Below are 21,830 nucleotides of genomic sequence, written 5' to 3'. Positions count from 1 at the left end.
CGCAATTCCACCAAAAGAAAGGCCACCGTGCTCTACATTCTTACAGGCGATGTGCAAATCGGAAAAACTCGCTGGCTACAGGCGCTCGTAGGCGATCTCGAAGCGCGCGGGGCCGTATGCGACGGCGTGATTGCGCCTGGCGTATGGCGCGAAGACGAAGCGGGTGGCTTCGATAAGCTCGGCATCGACAACGAGCTTCTGCCAACGCATGAGGTGGTGCATTTCGCACGACGCGACGATTTGGCCCGCGCCGAGGGCACGTTTGACGCCAACGCGCAATCGGCCAAGGCGATGCTTCGCTGGCACATTTCCGATGAAGCGATTCGGAAGGTGAATGCGCATTTTGATGCGCTCATTGAAGCCGCAAAGGAGCCTCAAGCAGCCGATATGCCAGAATGTACATGCGTCCATGCCAGCCCGGCAAAACGCATGCTTATCGTTGACGAGATGGGACGCCTCGAGCTCTTGTGCAACGAAGGACTCACGAGCGCCATGGAGTTGCTGAAGCACGGCCCTGAAGAGCGCTACGAATGCGCCCTGCTCGTCGCGCGAGACATGTTCGACTTGCCCCACCTAGCCGAGATGCACTTTGCGGCCGCCTGGGGCGGCTCCAAGCGCATCTCCCCCACCGATGAAGCGCGCAACGAGATCGTAGCTTCCGTTTTAAGCCTTTAGAGCCACCAGCAGCCCCAAGTGCTCCTTCAAGCGTTCACCGAACATCCCTCCCTAACAGTTCCTGGATGGACTAGGAGTGCCTTGGACAGCTAAGGCTCGGCCAAGAGCTCAAGGAGCACGTCAACCGCGCCATGCAGCTCGATACCGCCATCAGGGTCTGCGGTTATGCCTCGGGCCACAAGCTCACGCGCAAATGTCTCGGAGGCAACGAGCCGTTCCATCTCCTCATTGGAAGCAGACACGAAGCCCCACTGGCTACAGGAGGCCGCCGTAGCATCCTTATAACCGCCTTCGGGGGCCTCGTCGGACATGTCGACTTCATCGCAGCACCACCGGCCGCCATTTCATAGAGCTCCGCCGCCTTGACATAATCTTGCTCGACAAGATCGCCCATGTAATACAGCGCGCCAAGATCGTTCATGCACGCCCCGCTCCCATCCGCGATGCCGACCTTGTAGCTCAAAACGAGCACCTCGACCACTTCGGGAACAATCGTCGCCGCCTCACGAATGCGTTTCTTGTTAAAGAAGGCGAATTCAGCAAAGCTATCGCCTCCCCAAGACACCACCGCCTCGGCCATTTCCTAAGCCGAACGAAATGCAGCGCCCAAAAGAACTCCCAGCTACGCGGCGTCAGGTCGTTTCAAATAAAAAGCCCGTTCGTTAGAACGGGCTTTCAACTAAAACAGGCCAGGCAATCGCCTGACCTGCAGTATTCAATGGTAGCCTGGAGGGGATTCGAACCCCCGATCTCCGCCTTGAGAGGGCGGCGTCCTAAACCGCTAGACGACCAGGCCATGCGTGCTTCAATTAAGCAGCTTGATTAGAATACAGGATTCTCCCAGAAATGCAAGAAGAATTTTAAATTTATTCGAAATCGTAGAGGTCTTTTGTAGCCTCGCGGAATTCGTCATAAATCTGGGCGGCGATTTCCTCATCATCAAGAAGCTCGAACTCGCAGGGCTGGCCCTCTTCGTCGAGGTCGGTCACTTCAAGAATCAAAACCTCGCCCGAAGAGCCCGCCGGATCATCCTCGTCAACCGGGAAAAAGAAACCAAAGCGCTGCTCATCATGCAAAATGAGGCCCAGGAACTCGAGCTGAGAGATTTCGCCCTTCTCGTCCTCGAACTCGAACACCATGCCCTCTTCGACGGGCGGGGCGAAGTTGGGCGCGGAGCCCTCGCGGATTTCTGCCATTGCGCATCCTCTCTAGTCTGAAGCGGCCGTGCCGCCTTACGCATATCGTGCCCATTATCGCATCTCGCACGGCAGCGCGCGAGCCGTTCCGCGCAAGCCCGCAATTCATCACGAAATGAGCGCGCGGGCAAACCGGAGCGCACCAACACGCTGAGATGAAGCAACCGAGAATTCAGAAGCAGGAGGCAAGCCCCATGAGAACGACCCACGCCAACCTCCTACGCCATCGCGCGCACGAAAGCACATCCACGGAAGGCCAAGGGATGTCTTCGGCGATTGGGCCTCTATACAAAAGGAGAAGCAAGCACGTAAGCATTCTCGGCTTCGCAACGCATAACTGCAGATACCTGAGCAATCGCCCAAGGCAACCCCCTACGGCAATCACTTGCGAAACTATCCACGGCTTCTAGCAGCATCGCCCACAACACTTGAGCGCCAAAATTACCGCACGAAAAAAGCCCGCATGCATATGCGGGCTTTTCGGAAACCTTAAGCGCCAATAGGGCCGTTAAGCGTCGACGCGGCTATTTCTTCTTGCGATTCGCCGACTTCGAGCGATTCGATTTTTGGCGGTGCGTCGACTGCTTCGTCGCCTGTGCGGGCTGCGCGACGGCCGCGGCAGTCGCATTCTCGCCCGAACCTTCCGCAGAAACCTCAGCAGAAGCGCCCTGAGCCGCCAAAGCTGTCGCATTCGCGGCAACCGGAGCGGCCGAAGCAGCGCCCTCGGCCTCAGCAGCCTTCACAGGTTGCGGCAAGCGATTGAGGAACCAGCGCACCACCGTGTCGCCGTATTTGCGCTGCAGCTTGGCGTAGCGCGTCTCGCGCGTTTTCCAAATGACGTAAATCGGCGTTGCGATGGCATAGGACGAATACGCGCCCGCGACCAGGCCGACCGTCATGGCCAACGCGAAGTCCTTCAGCGTCTCGCCGCCGAACAGGAGCATAGCCACAACCGGAATGAGCGAGGTGATGGACGTGTTCAGCGAACGAATGAGCACCTCGTTCACCGAATGGTTCGCCATGGTAGCGAACGTGCACTTCACCGAATCGTCCTTCATGTTCTCGTTGATACGGTGGAACACGACCACGGTATCGTAGAGTGAATAGCCCAGAATCGTGAGCAGCGCGGCGATGGTATTCGGCGTAACCTCGCGGCCGACCAGCGCATACACGCCAAACACGAGCACGAGGTCGTGCAAAAGCGCGATAACCGCCGACACGCCCATCTTGTAATCGCGGAAGCGAATCGAGATGTAGGCAATAATCAAAATCAGCGACACGAGGAACGCGAGCAGCGAGCTCTGCACGACCGATGCGCCCCAGTCGGGACCGATGGTGGTCACCTCGAAGCTGTCGGTGCTCCAGCCGAACTCGTCGGCCACCTGGTTCGCGATGTGCGTCGCATCTTCGGCCGAGGTAGTGGTCATGCGAGCGAGAATGCCCGTATCGCCATCGGCGTTCGTGGTTTGCAGCACGGGATCGCTCACGCCCGCGTCGTCGAATGCGTCGCGCACCTGCTCGATGGTGGTGTCACCGGTGCCGTGGAACGTGACCGACGTGCCGCCGACGAACTCAATGCCGAACTGCAGGCCGCGCACGCCAATAATCACGGCGACGAGCACCATGGCGACAGCGGCGGCGGAAAGGAAGTACTTCTTCAGGCCCAGCACGTTGATGTCAAGCTTGATGAAGCGACCGCGCACGTCTTTGCGGCTTTCGGCTTGCTTCTCGCCTTGGAAATACGGCGCGGCATCTTCGCAGTCGCGCACGCCCCAGAAGCCAGGATGCTTCGCGATGCAGCGCGGCGCAAGCAGACGAATAATCGGCGCCTTGAACAGCAGCATCATCGCGATGTCGCACAGAATGCCGAGCGCGAGCGTAAGGCCGAAGCCCTTGACCGATGCGCTCGCCAGGAAGAACAGCGTGAGCGCGGAAACAAGCGTTACCAGGTCGGCGTCGATGGAGGTCAGGATGCCGTGGCGCACGCCCGTGATGGATGCGGCGCGCACGCTGCGGCCCATGCGAATTTCCTCACGGAAGCGCTCGAGCGTAAGAATCGACGAATCGGCGGCCATACCGATGGTGAGCACGACGCCCGCGATGCCCGCCATCGACAGGCTGAACAGGCCGAAATGCGAAAGCAGCGCCAAAATGCCCAGGTACAGGCACGCGAACACGGCCATGGCGGCGGCGGTGATGAGGCCCAGGCCATGGTAGAAAAGAAGCAGGTAAAGCATAACGAGCGCTAGGCCAATTGCGGCGACGAGCACGCCAGAAGCAAGCGCGTCTTGGCCAAGCGTCGGGCCAACGGTTTGGCTCTGCGCGTACTCAAAGCTCACCGGCAGCGAACCCGACTCGAGCACGGTTTGCAGCGCCTTGGCTTCGTCCATGGTGTAGTTGCCCGTGATGGACACGTTGCCGCCAGAAATCACGCCCTGCACGGCAGGAGCGCTTTGCACCTTGCCGTCGAGGATGATGACGATTTTGCCATGGTCGGCCGCGAGGTCGCGGGTCGCTTCCTCAAACGCCTTGGCGCCCTCGGAATTCAGCGTGATGTCGACCGCGTAGTTAGCCGACGCCTCGCTTTCCTTATCAACCGTCACGCGCGTGATGTCGGAGCCGGTCACGAGCGGCGTGTAGGTACCCTCGGGCACTTCGAGGTCGTAACTCTGTTTGCCCGTGGGGAATTTATTGCCAGCCGCGTCGGTCACGGTTTCCTGCGTGACGTACTGGCCGTTGTCGATCTTGGTCTTCACCGATTCGTCGGTGAAGGAATCGAGGCGCGCGAACTCGAGCTTACCGGTACGGCCGATGGTGTCGAGTGCGGCCTCGGTGTCGGAAAGGCCAGGAATCTGAACGAGGATTTGATCGTTGCCCTGCAGCGAAACCGATGCCTCGCTCGCGCCGAGCGCGTTCACGCGGCTCTCGATGATGGAGCGCGACTTCTCCATGTCTTCGCTGGAAACGGCATCGCCCGAGGTACTCTTCGCGGTAAGCACGACCGACAAGCCGCCCTGAATGTCGAGGCCTTGGTTAATCTTTTCCTGGGGCGGCATAAACGCGAACACTGACCCCAGTACCAAAAGCACGGTGGCGACGATCAGCCACACATTGCGGCGATTCACATGCTGCGACGTTTTCTTCTTGCGGTCGCGAGCAGGCTTGAGGCTTGCTGCCTCGGCTTTTTCGGACTTCATACGGCTCTTTCCGTGACGTGTCGCCCCTGCGCATAGGCGCAGTAAGGGCAATTTTCTATAGAACCTTTTCATTATGCCACATCAAGGAGAATCGCGGGTAACTTTCATCTACAGGAGCGCGCGTACGGTGGGTTTACGCATTGATTTGCGCATTTTCGCACCGCAAAAGCCGATATGCCTACCCTTCGAGAAGGCAGCGAAGATATGCGGCAGCGGCGCGGTAGAACGGCTCGCGCGCCTCCGATTCGCATGACGCGCAGAAATCGACGACCCAGATCTCAAGGTGTTCTTCGATGAACTGGGAATACGCTGCGGCGGCGGAGCCTCCCGGCAGATTGGAATCGGCGAGGGCGCGCTCGCCCGCCGCGACTGGCAGGCCCGCCGCGCGCAGGGCGAGCGCTTCGAGCAGCTCGCATTCGGTGGCGATATGATCGAGCGGATTGTTCTTGCCCTCGGGGCGTGCGAAACCGCACGCCTTCACAAAGCGCTCGACTTCCATGGAATGCGGATTCACGAACAGCAGCGGTTTCACGCCATCGGCCTTCGCGCGCCACACACCCTCGTAGGGGCTACACGCAGGTTCGGTCGGCCCCACGAACAGGCGCGTCGCCTCGGCGCGCAGGCGATGGAAAAGGCGATCGATCGCATCGGAGCCGCCGAGGACGTTGGGCGATTCGGCGGAATCGGAGCCACTCTTCCCGGAAAAGTCGACACCTTCCGCAAGCTCCTTGGGCAGCTTTGCATCCAACGCCCCACACACCTCGCAAGCCGCATCGGCCCATTCTCCACATGCAACGGCCTCGGCCAGCTCTCGCGTAGGGTGGCGGAAGCTGAACGCAGCCAGCTCCCACGCCGTCGCGCGGACAGTCCACGCCTCGCTCGAAATGCTCTCCATTGCCAATCCCTTCTGTCTATTTTTGGAAACGCCTAATCTTTCGCCTTCAACATACTCGCAAGCTTACCCGCATGGCTTGCCGCGTGCACCAAAATCAGCGCAAGCAGCACTTTCGCCGAAGCTGCGTGCAGTGGGTCCCACACGAAATACCCCGGCGCGAACAGGCCTGCCGCCGGCAACACCGTGGCGCTGGTGAGCGTGCCCGACACCACGCACACGGCGAGCGCCAAAAACAGCGCCGCGTCGAGCGCAATGCGAACGACGGCGAGCAGAGAGCCTCGTCGCACCGCCATGCCAAGGCCGGCCAGCGCATCGAGGCTCGCCGCCACATGCAAAAGCAGCCCCGCGAGCGCGCCAAGTCCTGCCCATTCATGGGCGGCTATCCCTGTGAACTGGGGAAGCACCGCCGCCGCGAACAACGCAGCCGCTGCGATGTCGAGTGAGAGCTTCGCTTTCTTCGGCATGGCCTACCCCACCTTCTTCAGAAGCACGATGAGCCCGCCGAAAAACACGACCGGGCCGAGCACCCACAGGTTCAGGCTCGCGTCCGACGCGCTCCGGTAGCCGCCGCCCACGAGCGTCTCCCACGCGTGGCACTCGACCGACGCACACGTCGATTCGGGGCAGGCCATCTCGTGGATGCCGTCGGGGCTTGGCACGTGCGCGTAATCGTGGCACTCGCCGCTCGCGCAGCCCGTCGCCGGGCACGGCGAATCGGCGGCAATCGCCTGCGGGGCGCCGACGCTTTTCGACGAAACGCTCGCCGCGGCAAAAACGCAGGCGCACGCCAGCGCAAATGCGGCGATAACGCATATAAGCTTTTTTGCCATGGCGAACCTTTCGGAAAAGGAGCCAGGCGCGGCCGGGATTGGGGAGGCGCCGCGCCTGGTTATACGGGAGAGAAGTATGGGCTATTTATCGCCCGCCGGCTTCAGGGGCAGGTATTTCAGCCCCACCAGCAGGAACAGCACGCACATGGCCAGCACGCCGGCCGCCACGACGAACTCGATGGGCTGCGGCGCGTAGACCATGCCCTGGTAAGCGCCGCTGAAGCCGGCCTGCCAGTTGGTGATGGTGTACTGCGTGGTGACGCCCGGCATGTCGAGGTTCGGAATTTGGAAGCCGCCGACCAGGATCTGCAGGCGCTTGCAGAACACGCCCACGATTGCCAGGGCCGAGGCGGCCACGACGCCGGCATCGGTGCGCAGCTTGGGAACCACCAGAATGGCCACCGAGACCGCCATGAGGATGATTTGCGTCCAGAACGCGGGCGCCAGCGCGCCGGAGGTGAGCATGGTCACGACCTCAGCGCCCTCGCCGCCGAAGTATCCGCTGGTCAGCAGGTCGCAGGCGTAGAAATACAGGTCGACGAGCACGAACACGGCGAGCATCTTGGCGAGGTTGGTGACATGCTTCTGCTCGAGCGACAGGTAGCCGGCGCGGCGCAGCGCCAAGCACACGATGAGCACGAGGCCCGTGCCGCAGTCCAGAGCCGAGGCTACGAACCACGGGCCCATGAGCGCGGTGTGCCAGAACTCGTGCGCAGGCGCCAGGCTGAAGATCCAAGCCGTGACGTTGTGCACCAGGATGGCCACGATGAGCGCCACCACCGAGATGGCGCGAATGGCAGTGTGGGACAGCTTGCCCGCCTCGTGGCGCAGGTACGCCCACAGGTAGACAACCGACAAGATGAGGTAGGTACCCAGCACCAGAATGTCCCACATCAGCGGGCTGGTGAAGTTCGAGTACACGAACAGTTCCCACAAACGGGCCGGGCCGCCGAGGTCGACCACGACGAAGCCGATGGCCGCGCACGTGCAGCACACGCTGGTCCAGATGGCCACCTTCGAGATACCGCCGAAGCCCTTCATGCCGAAGGCGTTGGGCACGCTGGAGATGATCAGACCACCGGCCGACAAGCCCACGAAGAACATGAACATCGTGATGTAGAGGCCCCACGAGTCCAGGTTGCGCATGCCCGTCTGCACCATGCCGCCAGAAAGCTGCACGGCCCAGCAGACGATGCCGGCCACGGTAATGACCGCAGCCACGGCGATGGCAACGGTGAGCCCGCGCCCGCCCCAGGTCTCGCGCTTGGGTTTTGTTGCGGTGGGGGCCGCCGAAACGTTTTCAGTCATAATTGGCCTCCCTTACACCAGGTAATAAACGGACGGCTTCGTGCCACGGTCGGGCAAAAGTTGCATGTACTCGCGCTCGCGAATAAGCTTCGAAACTTCGGAATCTGGGTCATCGAAATCTCCGAAATAGCGAACGCGCGCCGGACAAACTTCAATGCATGCGGGTTGCTTGCCTTTTGCTAGACGATGCCAGCACATCGTGCACTTCTCAACGACATGCTTCTGATGCTTCGGGACATCTGCGTCGCCCATATCTTGGCCGATAGCATACTTCGGTTCTTCCCAATTAAACGAGCGCACGCCGGTATAAGGGCAGGTCGCAATGCACATGCGACACCCGATGCACTTATCATAATCCTGGCGAACGGCGCCCGTTTCAGGGTCTTTGTAGGTTGCTCCAACCGGGCACGCCTTCACGCATGCCGGGTTTTCGCAGTGCTGGCAATTAACCTCGATGTTGTTCATCGTAAGATTCGGGAACTCACCAGCAGGAGTGTCCTGGTTTTCGCCACCATCGGTCAAAACGCGAGCCCACCAAATGCCATCAGGCAAATTATTCTCAACTTTGCATGCGACGGCGCAGGCATGGCACGCGATGCAATTTTTCATGTCGATTACGTATCCAAGATGCATTATTGAGCACCTCCATCCCACACGCGAACTTCGCAGAGCACGTCCATGAAGTTGTTGTTCACAGCAAAAGAGTCAAACTCCGTCGAACTCAATTGCGACCAGCCGCCAGCTTTGTGTTGGCTAAGCTGCCAACCTTTCGGATACACCATGGTGCCCGGGCGAATCGCCTGCGACAGCACGGCCTTCGCAACCGCAAAGCCGCGGTCGTTGTAGCACTCGACGTAATCCCCGTTCTTAATGCCGCGATCATCGGCATCTTTCGGGTTGATTTTCACAAATGGCTCGGGATCAAGCTCGCGCAGAAGCGGCACACTGAACCACTGCGAGTGAACACGATAACGCGGTCGCTCGCTCATAAGAACGAGCGGGTATTTCTTGTGCAGCTCGTTTTCGGGCCACGCCTCCAACGGGGGGAACCAATGGGCCATGCGATTGGTCTCGATTTCTTCTGCCGTCGGCACCTTCGTTGTAGCGGCGCGGGGCAGCGGATTCTCGCGATAAAATTCGAAACGTCCCGTCGCCGTGCCGAATACGCCGTTTTCATACGCGATATGAGGTTTCTTTTCGGCATCGCCGGGAACGACGCGCACCTGTTTCTTTTCCCTCAGGTCCTCCACGGTCTGCCCAAGCGCTGCGCCAATGGGGGTGTCCATCATTTCCTTGAGGATGCCGCCGTTGTCGAGCGAGAAATAGTCACCCAGCCCCAGCTTCTGCGCGAGCTCTGAAATAATTTGTGGATCGGGCTTGCTCTCATACAGCGGGTCGATCGCCTTCTCGTTGTAATTGAGACTCGACGTTTGGCCCGCGTTAGAAACCTCCTCGAGCTCGAACCATTGGGCGATCGGCAACACCATGTCAGCGTATTTCGCGGTATCGGTCATGACGGAGTCGGCCACAACGATGTAGTCCATTGCGGGAATGATAGTATCGGTCCAGGCATGCGTATCGGTGTGGGTGTTGACGGGATTGGCGGAATAGACCCACAGCATCTTGATCGAGGCGTCCTTGCCGCAAAATTTTCCAGTTTCGACAACATTTTTGAAATCGACGCTCTGGATAGAAAGGCCGGTGGATGCGCCGTTCGGGGCCGTGTACGCCGGATTGTTTACGATGCCGTATGTCCAATAGGCGCCATACGATGCGCCTGGCTTGCCCAAGTTGCCCAGAAGGGCGCAAAGCGTGAGACCAGCCATCGTGGTGTGCGCGCCGTTGTTGTACGCTTGCGGCCCGTACCCTTCGTAATGGTATACGGGGCCATCGATACAGATATCAGCAAGCGCGTAGATCTCATCGACGGAAACCTCGATTTGCTTGGAGACCTCTTCGGGGTTATGTTTTGCGATTTCATCCTTCAGCAGCTCATACGCCGTGCGGCATTTAACGCCCTCGAAGTCGTAGGACCCCTCGATTTCGGCAGCGGTCGAAGCCTCCTCGGGCGTCTTGAGCTCGCCGGCGACGAGAACCATGCACGGATCGTACATGATTTCTTGACCAGTGGTTGGGTTCATCTTTCCCGTCGCGGTCGGCTCGATTCCCATATCGCTTCGACGCAAGAACTTGCCCGTATCCTCGCGAACGAGGAACGGGGCAACCGTATGGTCACGGAGGTAGTCAACATCCTGGGCGCCCTTTTCGAGCACGATGTTCATCAGGGCGTACTTCAGCAACGTATCGGTGCCAGGTCGCACGGAAATCCATTTGTCGGCCTTGGCGGCGATTTGCGTAAACGTGGGATCAATAACCACAAGTTTCGTGCCGCCTTGCATCGCCTCTTTGACGAGGTGCCAATTCTGAATTTGGGCATCAGTAATATTCGCGCCCCACACCACAATGGATTTGGCGTTTTTTGCGTCCGTCGGCTCGTTGCCTTCCCACATGCCCATGCCCATAAGAGGGCTGATATAGTTGCCGGCCACGGCTGCCATGCCGTAGTAGCTTCCCATATCGAGGCAAGGCATGACCGAGCTCGCGTTGAGCAAGGAGGTCAGACGCGAATACGCGCTTGTGATTGCGACGGCCTGGTTGCCCGAGGCAGTGAGGAATGCCAGGGCGCTTTCGCCATACTGCTTCTGCGTTTCCTTGATGTTGTCGGCGATTTCCTGCAGAGCCTCATCCCAGCTAATACGCTCCCACTCCCCGGCGCCACGTTCGGTGCCTTCTACGCGGCGCATGGGATACTTCAGGCGCTGCGGGTCGTAAATACGCTGGACGTGAGACAGGCCTCGCTGGCAAATGCGCGTATAACAGCTCTCGTTGTATTCCGCTCGCGAAGTTTTTACCACCTTGCCATCGCGCACATGGACGTTAAGGTGGCAGAAGCCGAAGCAATTCGGACGACAAACACCGCGGAAGATTTGCTCACCTTGAGTTTCGGGCTGCCCAGGCTCATAGGCCTCGGCGATCGCCGCGAGTTGCGGCGTCACCGTCCCTGCAGCCACAGCGGCAACGCCTGCCGCGCCTGTGGTTTTGAGAAAACTGCGGCGCGTGAGCCCTTTCGGGCTGTGTGCTCCTGACATCTCTCCTCCTCCAAAGATAGCGTCAGGATATCCCCTTTGCATGAGACGCGTAAGCATTGGCGAGGCTGGCGCATAGCGCGCATGCGGCGGCGCCCGTGTCCAGGCGGCGGCCGTTCCCCAAAACCCCTTGCGACATGCTCATTCTTATCGGATATCCCCCTGCGGCTCACGCGAGCCGCACCTCCGCACCGCCATCCCCCGACAACGGCGCGCCTGATAAGAATTGGCCAAATCCTTATTTGTCATATTGTCACAATGTCTTGCGACATTCAATCAAATTGATTCTTCTATTTTTGGAATAATGGAGAGATAGGGCCGAGAAAATAGCTGGAAAGCTGCACATCTTGGAATGTGGCAGGTGATAAAATGAACTCAGCGGCAAGCCTCACGCTGGCGAGCTAGGCAACGCCGTTATAGCAAAGAGTGGAGCTACCGCTTAACGGCGGTGGCTCTTCTTGCGTTTTGAGCGAGTGCTACGTGCCTTGGACAGACCGATGATAGCAGCCGCGAGCTTGACAATTTCAGTCAGAACCTTAAGCAATTCCATCAATAATTCGACCATAGGGCATCACCTCCTCTCTCGCAGAGAGGGCGTTGCCCGGCACATAAGGCCAAAACCGCTGAGCTACGCTATTGTACGCTACGATGTACCGAGCTCATGGTGAAAAAAGAAACGCCACCGTCGTTAGACGATAGCGTTTTCTCATAGCCAACGGCGTTGCCCGAGCTACCAGACGCGAGCTGCCGTCGAGCCACATTATAGCATGCAAACCTTTCTACCGTCCATCGCGACGTCGTGCGAGGCGCTCATCGACGAGCGCCGTAATGTCATCGTCGGTAAGGCCCGCCTCTATACAACCGCGAATCATATCGTCTACCAGCAACTCGACAGGCGTGTCGTATGCGCGCGCCGCGCCGATTTCTTTCTGTTCCAGCACGAACGTGCCCTTGCCGCGGCGCGTGGATATATAGCCTTCGCGCTCCAGATCCATATAGGCACGATTGATGGTGTTGTAGCTGCTATCCAAATCGACCGCCAGCGCGCGCACCGTAGGCAGCTTGTCGCCCGGAAGGTATTTCCCCGACCCGATGAGGTACGCGATGCGGTTTTTCACCTGAATCCACACGGGCAGACCGCTCGAATGGTCGACCTGAAACCCCTCCATCGGATTGCTTGCCTGCGTTTCGCTCATCGCTGTCCTTCTTTGTCAATCGCGTCGGCCAGGCTATCGGAAAGGGCACTCGGCACCGTGACCACCGTGCCCTTCGACGATTTCACCGTTTCGTATTGCTGCAGCATGGTGCGCAGGCGCAGCGCCGCCGACGGGTCGCCGTACACGGCCGCCGCCTCGGCCAGCATGTCGGCCATATCGGCTTCGGCCGACGCCACTGTCATGCGCGCGTTTTTCTCGCGGTCGGCCTGGGCCTCAAGCGACATCACGTGCTGCAGGTCATCGGGGATTACGATATCGCGCACCTTCACCGAGATAACGCCGATGCCCCAAGCCGCAGCTTCCTTCTCGATGTCCTTCTTAATTTCTTGGTCGAGCTGGTCGCGGCGCAGCGCCACCTCGGCGACCGTCGAGCGGCCCACCGCCTCGCGCATGGCTGTTTGCGCGAGGAACGACACCGCCGCGTAGTAGTCCTCGACCTCAGTGCACGCCTTTTCGGCATCCCATACCATCCAAAACAGTACGGCGTCGACCGTCACGGGCACCAAGTCGGCCGTGAGCGTTTTCTCGGCATAAAACGGCGTGGCAATGGTGCGTTGGTCAACACGAATAGTGCCATGCTCCAGAATGGGGATGGTGAAATAGAGCCCCGGGCCAGCCACGCGCGCGAGCTTGCCCACGCGCAGCACGACGACGCGCTCCCACGACAACGCGATATGCACCGACGAAATGGCGAGTAGGGCCAGCACGAGCGCGGCCGACAGCTCGACGACGCCAACCGCGCCCGACAGCGCGCGGCCTGCGAGCACCGCGGCGCCGAACACGAGGATGAACACGGTGACGTTGAACACCGTGGCGCCGTTGCGCGACGACTTGCGCGGCACGAACGAGGTTGCCGCACGAATTTCGGCTTCTTTGTCGCACACGTCATAGGGGGCGTCGATAAACACCCGCGGGTCGGCCTTTTTCTTTTTAGTCGGCAGCATATGCGCTCCCCTTCTCCATACGCGGCGGACGCCGCGCGTTTTCTACATAAGCACGAGCGACATCGCCAGCGACGCCGCCTGCGTAACGTCGAACGCAGAAATATCGACGATGAGCGAGCGCAGCGCCAAACCACCAACGAACACGCACAACGCCACCCATAAAAGCTGCGTGCGGCTGTTCCCGTACGTGATGAAGCGCTCCATCACGTACGGGAACACAAGCCCCGCAACAACGAGCGCGAGCCAAAACTTCCAGCGCAGCGAGCCTGCCACCAGCGCGCATGCCGCGTCATGAGAGCCAGGCGACAGCATGAGCCACACAACGTACGCCGCAAGGCACACAGCCTCGAGCACGACGATCGCCGAGTCGGCGCAGGCGAGCGCGTAAATCGGCGAAACGAGCGGCACGCGGCTTTCCACGAACACAAGCGAGCTCAAGCACAGCGCGATGCCGCACGACGCCCCCGAAAGCGAGAACAAGGCGACAAGCAACGGCGTTTGCCATGCGAGCACGGCTGCGGCCCCATTCAATAAAACGCCCGTATACGCGATGACGACCACGCCGGCAATCGCGCCCACGACGCCGCCCGCAAGCGCGATTCGCTCACGCAGCCGGCCGCAATCGAGCAGGCTCGCGGCCGCAAAAACCACCGCGAGCACAAGCGCCGCCGCAAGCGACCACGCCCCCACCGTTATTGTCGATGGCACGGGCGACACGAACAGCGCGAGCGCGCGGTCGGCGCGACCAAGGTCGGCCACCAAGCACGCAATCGCAAGCCCGAGCACCACAACGCACGCCGCCCATGCGCGCGCGAAGAACTCGCGCGGCAGATACAGCCGCCGCGAGGCGATACGCGGAGCATTTGCCAGCTCCAAGCACGAAATCGAAAGCAGCGCACCGCCGCCCGTTCCGCCGAGGAACAGGTAGCACACAATAAGCGGACCGAATATGCCCATGCGCGACGCACCTCTTCCCCACTTTATCGCAATGTCGCAATACGCTGCGTCAAGTATAGCAAGACGCGTCGCTTCCGCGCGCAAAAATGGCCAGCCCATAAGAGCTGGCCATTGCGGCATATATGAGATGCGATTGGTTCGCGAGGCTTACGCGTTCGCGGCAACCTTGGAGTTGGCAGCGGCCGGGGCGACCTCCTTCTTCTCGGCGGTGCGAGCAAGAATGTTCGCATACACAGCACCTGAGATGTTGTGCCACACGCTGAACACGGTGCCAGGCACAGCGGCGAGCGGCATGGTGGCGAAGTGCGTCAGGGCCAGCGAAGTTGCGAGGCCGGAGTTCTGCATGCCAACCTCAATGGAAAGCGTGCGCATCTGCGCCTTGCTCAGGCCAAGCACGCGGCCCACGCCGTAGCCGAACGCGTAGCCAAGCACGTTGTGGAGCATAACAACCGCGATGATGAGCAGGCCGCTCGTCATGAGCTTAGCGGCGTTCGCAGAAACAACGGCCATGATGATGAGCGAAATGGCAACGACGGAGATGAGCGGAAGAACCTTGCCGAACACCTCGGAGACCTTCGGCGCGATGGCATTGATGATGAAGCCAAGTACGATAGGAACGAGCACGACCTGGACAATCGACATAAGCATGCTCACATAGCTCACATCAATGGACTGGCCGGCAAGCAGCAGCACGAGAGCTGGGGTCACGACAGGCGCCATGATCGTGGTGCAAGCGGTCATGCCAACGGAAAGCGCGACGTCGCCCTTGGACAGATACGTCATCACGTTAGAGGACGTACCGCCCGGACAGCAGCCAACGAGAATGACGCCAACAGCGAGCTCGGTGGGCAGCTGGAAAACAGTCACAAGCAAAAACGCAAGCAGCGGCATGATGATGAACTGGGAGAAAATGCCGACGATAACAGCCTTGGGCTTGGTGAAAACGACTTTGAAGTCGGAGAGCTTGAGCGTCATGCCCATGCCGAACATAACGATGCCAAGCAGATAATTCACCCAGCTCGTGGGTAGTACGGAATGAACGGGGCCTGGAATGATCAGGGCAATAATCGCTACCGCCAAAGCGATGATTGCCATGTACTTCCCTGCGAAATCACTTACTTTCTCAAGCGTTTTCATTTTCGACTTCCTTTCCGAAACGCTTCGCCGCGCAGCGCATTCCCAGCAGGGGTGAAACGCTCGGGTCGTGGCGGAAAGGTCGATCGTAGTGCGAATTACCAGTGCTCGGCAATGCACGCTTGCGGCGTACATGCCCTATGCATGTGATGGGTTAGTATAACTATCGCACACTAAAGCGCAAGAGCATTTTCCAGCATTTTAGAAAAAAGCTTTGATAATCAAAGAAACCCAGGTGAAACGTCCAAGAAATATGGCGGAAATGAGGCGGCCATGTGAAGGGGCATGCGGAATACGGAAGACCGATCGCGCCGCGAACGAAAAAAGACGAGCAGGAAACGACGAGGCAACCCGCCGCAACGCCCGCATGCCGGCCCGCCGCACCTCAAGCCAAACCGGCAATCCGGCTTGCAACCATCGCAACAAACCAAAAAGCCGGCTTGCAGCGCTTTGCTACAAGCCGGCTCTCTTACGTATCAAGCTAGATGAAACGCACTATTCGTTCAGCACAGCCTCCACGACTTCGAGCACGCCGTCGATGGCGACCGACTGCTTCTCGCCAGTAGCGCGAGGCTTCACTTCCACAGAGCCCTCTTTCAGGCCGCGCTTGCCCACGACAACCTGCACAGGCCAGCCGATAAGGTCGGCATCGGCGAACTTCACGCCCGCGCGCTCGTCGCGGTCGTCAAGTACCACTTCCCAACCGGCGCAAGCGAGCTCGTCGGCGATTTTTGCAGCTGCCTCGGTCACCTCGTCGGGCTTGCCGGAAAGCGGAATCACGCACACGTGCGCCGGAGCGATGCCCACGGGCCACACAATGCCGTTCTCGTCGTGGCTCTGCTCAACGGCGGCCGCCATGCAGCGCGACACGCCCACGCCGTAGCAGCCCATGACGAACGGCTTCTCGACGCCATCTTCGTCCATGAACGTGACGCCCATGGCCTCGGAGTACTTCGTGCCGAGCTTGAAAATCTGACCGGCTTCGATGCCGCGCGCGATGGAAAGGGGCTTGCCGCACTTCGGGCAGGCGTCGCCTTCCTTTACCATGCACAGGTGCTCCCAAGCATCCACCGTAAAGTCTTCGCCCTGTTTGGCGCCCGCAAAGTGGAAGCCGTCGACATTTGCGCCCACGAGCCAGCGCTCGATGCTGCGCAAGCTTTCGTCGGCGGCGATTTTTACGCCCTCGGGCAGGCCGACCGGGCCCATGGAACCCTTCACGAGGCCCGCGTCCTTCATTTCAGCGTCGGAAAGCGGCGTGAACTCGCCGAGCAGGTGCTCGACGGCCACTTCGTTCACCTCGTAGTCGCCAGGGACGAACAGTACCCACAGCGTGCCGTCGGCAGCTTTGCAGGAAAGTGCCTTCACGCAGGCGTTTTCGGTGGTACCCAAAAATGCAGCGAGCTCCTCGATGGTGTGCACGCCCGGAGTCTCGAGCTTCGTGAGCGCGTCGGCCGCGTACGCCACGGGGTGCGGCGTTGCCTGGGCGGCTTCGGTGTCGGCCGCATAACCGCAGGTGCAGCTCGCGATTTCAGCTTCGCCCGTGTCGGCAAGCACCATGTATTCCTCGGAAGCGTTGCCGCCGATTTGACCCGAGTCGGCCACGACCACGCGGTAATCGAAGCCCATGCGATCGAACATGTTGATGTAGGCCTCGCGCATGCGGGCATAGCTTGCGTCCAAGCCCGCCTCGTCGGCATCGAAGCTGTAGGCATCCTTCATGATGAACTCGCGGCCACGCATGAGCGCGAAGCGCGGGCGACGCTCGTCGCGGAACTTCACCTGGATTTGGTAGAGGTTCTTCGGCAGGTCTTTATAGCTGCGGAGCTCGTTATTCACGAGGTCGGTCACGATTTCCTCGTGCGTGGGGCCAAGGCAGAATTCGTTGTCGTGGCGGTCGGTCACGCGCAGAAGCTCGGGGCCGTAGACGTCCCAGCGGCCCGAACGATGCCACAGCTCAGCGGGCTGCACGAACGGCATAAGAATTTCCTGGCCACCGTGGGAGTCCATTTCCTCGCGCACGATCGTCTCGATTTTGCTAATGACGCGCATGCCGAGCGGCAGGAAGGTGTACAGGCCGGCGGCTTCCTTGCGAATCATGCCCGCACGAACGAGCAGCTTCGCCGATTCGATATCGGCGTCGGAGGGGTCTTCCTTCAACGTGGGAGCGTAGATGTCGCTCATGCGCAAAACGGGTTGTTTGCGAATGTTTGCCATGGATGGTTCCTTTTCTATGTTGGTTCCAATGCGGAAATTGAACGCGTGGTTACGGTTTCGATGGAGCGCCCCGCGCGGTTGCGGCGCGGAAAGCGATGCGGTCGATCCGGTGCCGCAACGCCGCGGGCGATGTTGCGAAGGGCGGCGCATCGAGCACCGGCGCGAGCGATTAGGCCAGCTTTTCGAGCTCTTCCATCAGCGCGTCTACGATATCGGCCTCGGGCACTTTGCGCAAGACCTCGCCGCGTTTGAACACGACGCCCGAGCCCGCGCCGCACGCCACGCCAAGGTCGGCGTCGGCGGCTTCGCCCGGACCGTTCACAACGCAGCCCATAACGGCGACCTTCACCGGCTCGACGCGGTTCGCGAGGCGTTCGTCGACCTTCTTCGCGAGGTCGATGAGGTTCACCTGGCAGCGGCCGCACGTAGGGCAGCTGATGATTTCGGGGCCGCGGCGGCGCAAATCGAGCGCGGCGAGCAGCATCCAGCACGCGCGCACTTCTTCGGTGGGCTCGTCGGTGAGCGAAATGCGCATGGTGTCGCCGATGCCTTCGTTCAGAAGAATGCCCAAGCCGCAAGCCGATTTAATGACGCCCTGCATGAGCGTGCCAGCCTCGGTGATGCCGATATGCAGCGGCACCTGCGGAATTTCCTGCGCGAGCGCGCGGTAGGTGGCAATGGTCGCCTGCACGTCGTGCGCCTTGGCCGAAACCACGACGTCGCCGAAGTCGCGCTGCTCGAAGTGGCGCACGTATTCGACGGCCGATGCGGCAAGCTTCTCGGGGAGCGTGAGGTCGGCGCGGGCCTTCAGCGCGTCGTCGAGCGAGCCGGCGTTCACGCCAACGCGAATGGGAATGTGCGCGGCGCGAGCGGCTTCGATGACTTCGTCGGTCTTTTCCCAGCCGCCAATATTGCCTGGGTTAATGCGAAGCTTCGCCGCGCCGCGACGGGCCGCCTCGATAGCGATGCCCGCGTCGAAATGCACGTCGGCGACCACTGGCAAGGGGCTTTTCGCGCACACCTCGGCGAATTGGTCCAGGTAGGCGCGACGGGGAATGGCCATGCGTACCACTTCGCAGCCAGCCGCCTCAAGCGCGCGGATTTGACGCAGGTTCGCTTCCACATCGTCGGCGGGAGCATTGAGCATCGACTGCACGACGCATGGTGAGCCGCCGCCCATGGGCACTCCGCCCACGCTCACGCGGCGCGTGCGCTGATTCGGACGCAGCGGGCTGGCGACGCTGGGCGATTCGGCGGCAGCAGGCATATTCGTTTCACAAGCTTGCATATTTCCCCTTTTGGTCGGGCATAACTGTTTAATTTTACGCCCAAAAGAGCCCAGCGGGAACCAACAAAGCCCAACAGCGCAGTTTCGCCATGCGAGATGCGACACGAGCGGCAAAGGAGACAGAGCGGCTTTTGAAGCGGCACCGATGTGACAAGCGATGAAGCCCTCGCATTCCACAATGCGGCACGCCCATATGAAACCCCGCATTTTTTTATAGAACAAGACGCCGACCTGAGCCGAAGCCGTGAAGCCCATACATTTCGCAAGCTGCGCCCCATCGACAAAGCATCCTCGTCATGCCTACCGAAAGCCATAGCCAACGAGCACGAAATTCCATCGCATCAAAGCGCGTCGAATGACAGACGCGGCATAACTCATAGGCAAATTGGTCCATTCCGTTTGCGCGAATCCATTCCACCATCCATCTTTCGCAAATGCCCGCTGCACACGCGCGCCGTGCGGGTATAGTGGGGTACGTGCGAATCACAACGCGAAAGAACCCGCGCCCGCGAACAGGAAGGAACACGCCCATGCAAACCGAAGAGTTCTTCCTGTTCGATACCGTGAACACCGTCACAGCGCCCGCACTCGACGCCGACGCCATGGCGGCCGTGAAGGCGGCATGCCTTCGCTACGAAAAGCTGTTCTCGCGCTTCGATGAGCAATCGCAGCTCTTCCGCATCAACAACGCCCATGGCGCACCGGTCGATGTCGACCCCGAATTGGCCCAGTTCATCGAAACATCGCTCGACTACTGCGAAGCGTCGGGCGGCCTGTTCGACATCACGATGGGATCGGTCACGCGCCTGTGGAATTTCAAGAATGGCACCATCCCCGCCGAGGGCGACGTGCGCGCCGCCCTTTCGCACGTGAACTGGCGAGGCGTGCACGTCAACGGCTCAACCGTGCAGCTCGCCGACCCCGAGGCATGCCTCGAGCTCGGCGGCATCGCAAAGGGATACATCGCCGATGGCGTGCTCGACGTGCTTGCGCGCCACGGCGTCGAACACGCCATCGTGAACCTGGGCGGCAACGTGGCCGTCATGGGCGGGCGTCCCGACGGCACGCCATGGCAGGTGGGCCTGCGCCAGCCGATCGCCTCGCACGGCATTCCCGTGACGGCAATGTTCGCGGCGGTGGGCGTGGCATCGGGCTCAGTAGTCACGAGCGGCGTGTACGAACGCGCGTTCACAAGCGACGGCAAAGCGTATCACCACATCATCGACCCCCGCACGGGATTCCCCGCGGAAAGCGACGTGGTAAGCGCCACGGTCGTCTCGCGCACGTCGCTTGAAGGCGACGGCTACTCGACCTCGCTCATTTTGATGGGCGCCGATGCTGCGCTGCAATTCGCCGCGCAGCATCCCGAAATCGATATCGTGCTCGTTGATGCGCAAGGCCGCGTATTCGCCACGCCAGGCATAGGCGACCGCGTTCCATTCCGCCTGCTGAACAGCGAGAGATAGCAGATTCGCACGCTAAAAAACGGACCCGCGCGATCGCGAGTCCGTCAATTCGGTTCTTTATTCGCGCCAGAAATGCGCCCTTCTCGAATTCGACCGTTCTACCAATTCCCGAAGATAAACCGCTGAATGTCCTGATTGAGCATGAGTATGAAGAACCCTATGAACAGCGCCATGCCCGTCATGGTCATGATATTCATGGCTTTATACCCCACCTGGCGTTTCGTGAGCTTCTGGAAAATCTCGATCACGAAACGGCCGCCATCGAGCGGCGGGATGGGCAGCAAATTCATGATGCCGAGCGACACCGAAATCATCGACATGAAGAACAGGAACTCCAACGGGCCCGCATCGGCATATTGTTTCGAAAGCACCGCCATGCCCATGACGCTCGTCGAGTTCGACACGGTGTCAGCCGCGGTTTGCGGGTTGAACAGCCCTGCCACAGCAACTGCCACCATGCCGATGTAGTTGAACCCAGCGCTTATGGCGGTTCCCACGTCGACATTCACATGGCGCACCACTTCGCCCGCCTCGTTCACCATATCGATGCCAAACACCGAATAGATGAGCACAAACGCCACAATCGCGAACAGCAGATTCATGAAAATGCCCGCAAGCAGAATGATGCAGCGCTTCCAGAACGGCTGCGCGCGGTAGGTTTGCGCGCGTTCGGCCAGGTAGAGCTCATGCGCGTCATCGAACAGGCGGGGCGAGCCCTCGACCAGGTCGATTCCTTTGCGCTTATCCTTGAAGGCGCGCGTGCGGAACACGTTGTGCTCGTCGGTTTTCTTCGGACCAACAAGGCAGCCCCATTCCTCAAGCACATAGAGCGCCTCGATCGCCTCGTCGAGCGTGATGCCCATTTTCTCAGCGACATCGTCGGCGTACACCGTGCCGTTAGCGTAGGCGAATGCGAGCGCGTCTTCGAGATGCGGGTCTTCGGGGCCCGGCTCCATGCCACACACCTTCGCATACCCGCCAAGGGGAACCGCCGTAACGCCGAATTTCGTGCCGCGCCAGGTGAAACCAATGTTCGGGCCCGGCAAGCCCAGCATGAATTCGGTCACGCGCACGCCGAAAGCGCGCGCCGCGAGGAAGTGGCCGCCTTCGTGAATGAAAACGAGCACCGAAAGCACTATGACGATGTAGAGAACCATCAAGACGACGTCCATGCATGGCCTTTCGTTCGGCCGGATATTCCGTATGCGATTATGCCAAGTTCAGACGCGTGCGAGCAATGTGTTGCCACGCTGTCGCGAAACGAACAGAAGAACGCCAGGCACGACGGCACGACGGCACGACGGCACGACGGCACGACGGCACGACGGCACGACGGCACGACGGCACGACGGCACGACGGCAC

Annotated in this window: 18 protein-coding genes and 1 tRNA gene; 2 read left to right on the top strand and 17 right to left on the bottom strand. The window is 60.2% G+C overall.

Annotated elements, in window-relative coordinates; translation table 11 throughout:
• Nucleotides 1–27 precede the first annotated feature (27 nt).
• Nucleotides 28–675 carry a hypothetical protein gene (locus Q0D41_RS06795; RefSeq protein ID WP_294377083.1) on the top strand — a complete coding sequence of 216 codons (648 nt, stop codon included), beginning with the start codon at nucleotides 28–30 and terminating at the stop codon, nucleotides 673–675.
• 89 nt (nucleotides 676–764) lie between these two features.
• On the opposite strand, the gene Q0D41_RS06790 is transcribed toward Q0D41_RS06795, so the two are convergent.
• The 16 genes from Q0D41_RS06790 to ispG form a co-directional block, all read right to left on the bottom strand.
• The gene (locus Q0D41_RS06790) at nucleotides 765–986 is read right to left on the bottom strand and encodes a hypothetical protein (protein ID WP_294377081.1); all 222 of its coding nucleotides are present in this window, start codon (nucleotides 984–986) and stop codon (nucleotides 765–767) included.
• 408 nt (nucleotides 987–1,394) lie between these two features.
• Nucleotides 1,395–1,471: transfer RNA gene (locus Q0D41_RS06785), tRNA-Glu, on the bottom strand.
• Between the two features lie 70 nt (nucleotides 1,472–1,541).
• Nucleotides 1,542–1,871 carry a DUF1292 domain-containing protein gene (locus Q0D41_RS06780; RefSeq protein WP_123219732.1) on the bottom strand — a complete coding sequence of 110 codons (330 nt, stop codon included), beginning with the start codon at nucleotides 1,869–1,871 and terminating at the stop codon, nucleotides 1,542–1,544.
• A 524-nt stretch (nucleotides 1,872–2,395) separates the two neighbouring features.
• On the bottom strand, nucleotides 2,396–5,068 hold the full coding sequence (secD, locus tag Q0D41_RS06775) for a protein translocase subunit SecD (RefSeq protein ID WP_294377078.1): 2,673 nt from the start codon (nucleotides 5,066–5,068) through the stop codon (nucleotides 2,396–2,398).
• Nucleotides 5,069–5,246: 178 nt separating this feature from the next.
• A complete protein-coding gene (locus Q0D41_RS06770) occupies nucleotides 5,247–5,963 on the bottom strand; it encodes a molecular chaperone (RefSeq protein WP_294377076.1) in 717 nt (238 codons plus the stop codon).
• Nucleotides 5,964–5,995: 32 nt separating this feature from the next.
• Nucleotides 5,996–6,427, bottom strand: coding sequence for a DUF4405 domain-containing protein (locus Q0D41_RS06765; RefSeq protein WP_294377074.1), 432 nt, complete (start codon nucleotides 6,425–6,427; stop codon nucleotides 5,996–5,998).
• A 3-nt stretch (nucleotides 6,428–6,430) separates the two neighbouring features.
• Nucleotides 6,431–6,793, bottom strand: coding sequence for a hypothetical protein (locus Q0D41_RS06760; RefSeq protein WP_294377072.1), 363 nt, complete (start codon nucleotides 6,791–6,793; stop codon nucleotides 6,431–6,433).
• 81 nt (nucleotides 6,794–6,874) lie between these two features.
• Nucleotides 6,875–8,101 (bottom strand): NrfD/PsrC family molybdoenzyme membrane anchor subunit, encoded by a 1,227-nt coding sequence (nrfD, locus tag Q0D41_RS06755; RefSeq protein WP_294377070.1) that lies wholly within the window; start codon nucleotides 8,099–8,101, stop codon nucleotides 6,875–6,877.
• Between the two features lie 12 nt (nucleotides 8,102–8,113).
• The gene (locus Q0D41_RS06750) at nucleotides 8,114–8,710 is read right to left on the bottom strand and encodes a 4Fe-4S dicluster domain-containing protein (protein WP_294377068.1); all 597 of its coding nucleotides are present in this window, start codon (nucleotides 8,708–8,710) and stop codon (nucleotides 8,114–8,116) included.
• A gap of 23 nt (nucleotides 8,711–8,733) precedes the next feature.
• Entirely contained in the window at nucleotides 8,734–11,250 is a 2,517-nt protein-coding gene (locus tag Q0D41_RS06745; RefSeq protein ID WP_294377066.1) for a molybdopterin-dependent oxidoreductase, read from the bottom strand.
• Between the two features lie 776 nt (nucleotides 11,251–12,026).
• Nucleotides 12,027–12,443 carry a GntR family transcriptional regulator gene (locus Q0D41_RS06740; RefSeq protein ID WP_294377064.1) on the bottom strand — a complete coding sequence of 139 codons (417 nt, stop codon included), beginning with the start codon at nucleotides 12,441–12,443 and terminating at the stop codon, nucleotides 12,027–12,029.
• A complete protein-coding gene (locus Q0D41_RS06735; protein ID WP_294377061.1) occupies nucleotides 12,440–13,408 on the bottom strand; it encodes a slipin family protein in 969 nt (322 codons plus the stop codon). Before Q0D41_RS06735 ends, Q0D41_RS06740 begins: the two co-directional genes overlap by 4 nt.
• A gap of 42 nt (nucleotides 13,409–13,450) precedes the next feature.
• Nucleotides 13,451–14,365 carry an NrfD/PsrC family molybdoenzyme membrane anchor subunit gene (gene nrfD / locus Q0D41_RS06730; protein WP_294377058.1) on the bottom strand — a complete coding sequence of 305 codons (915 nt, stop codon included), beginning with the start codon at nucleotides 14,363–14,365 and terminating at the stop codon, nucleotides 13,451–13,453.
• A gap of 147 nt (nucleotides 14,366–14,512) precedes the next feature.
• Complete coding sequence (locus Q0D41_RS06725) at nucleotides 14,513–15,502, bottom strand: bile acid:sodium symporter family protein (protein WP_294377056.1); 990 nt, start codon at nucleotides 15,500–15,502, stop codon at nucleotides 14,513–14,515.
• A gap of 492 nt (nucleotides 15,503–15,994) precedes the next feature.
• Nucleotides 15,995–17,713: a proline--tRNA ligase gene (locus Q0D41_RS06720; protein ID WP_294377053.1), complete on the bottom strand. Its 1,719-nt coding sequence runs from the start codon at nucleotides 17,711–17,713 to the stop codon at nucleotides 15,995–15,997.
• 169 nt (nucleotides 17,714–17,882) lie between these two features.
• Complete coding sequence (gene ispG, locus Q0D41_RS06715; RefSeq protein ID WP_294377049.1) at nucleotides 17,883–19,001, bottom strand: flavodoxin-dependent (E)-4-hydroxy-3-methylbut-2-enyl-diphosphate synthase; 1,119 nt, start codon at nucleotides 18,999–19,001, stop codon at nucleotides 17,883–17,885.
• Nucleotides 19,002–19,531: 530 nt separating this feature from the next.
• Here ispG and Q0D41_RS06710 point away from each other — a divergent pair.
• The gene (locus Q0D41_RS06710) at nucleotides 19,532–20,467 is read left to right on the top strand and encodes an FAD:protein FMN transferase (protein ID WP_294377045.1); all 936 of its coding nucleotides are present in this window, start codon (nucleotides 19,532–19,534) and stop codon (nucleotides 20,465–20,467) included.
• Nucleotides 20,468–20,565: 98 nt separating this feature from the next.
• On the opposite strand, the gene Q0D41_RS06705 is transcribed toward Q0D41_RS06710, so the two are convergent.
• Entirely contained in the window at nucleotides 20,566–21,639 is a 1,074-nt protein-coding gene (locus tag Q0D41_RS06705) for a site-2 protease family protein (RefSeq protein ID WP_294377043.1), read from the bottom strand.
• Nucleotides 21,640–21,830 lie beyond the last annotated feature (191 nt).

Origin of the sequence: uncultured Slackia sp., from assembly GCF_934630525.1 — a bacterium.
Classification (GTDB): domain Bacteria; phylum Actinomycetota; class Coriobacteriia; order Coriobacteriales; family Eggerthellaceae; genus Slackia.
This window is presented reverse-complemented; position numbering and strand designations above follow the sequence as displayed.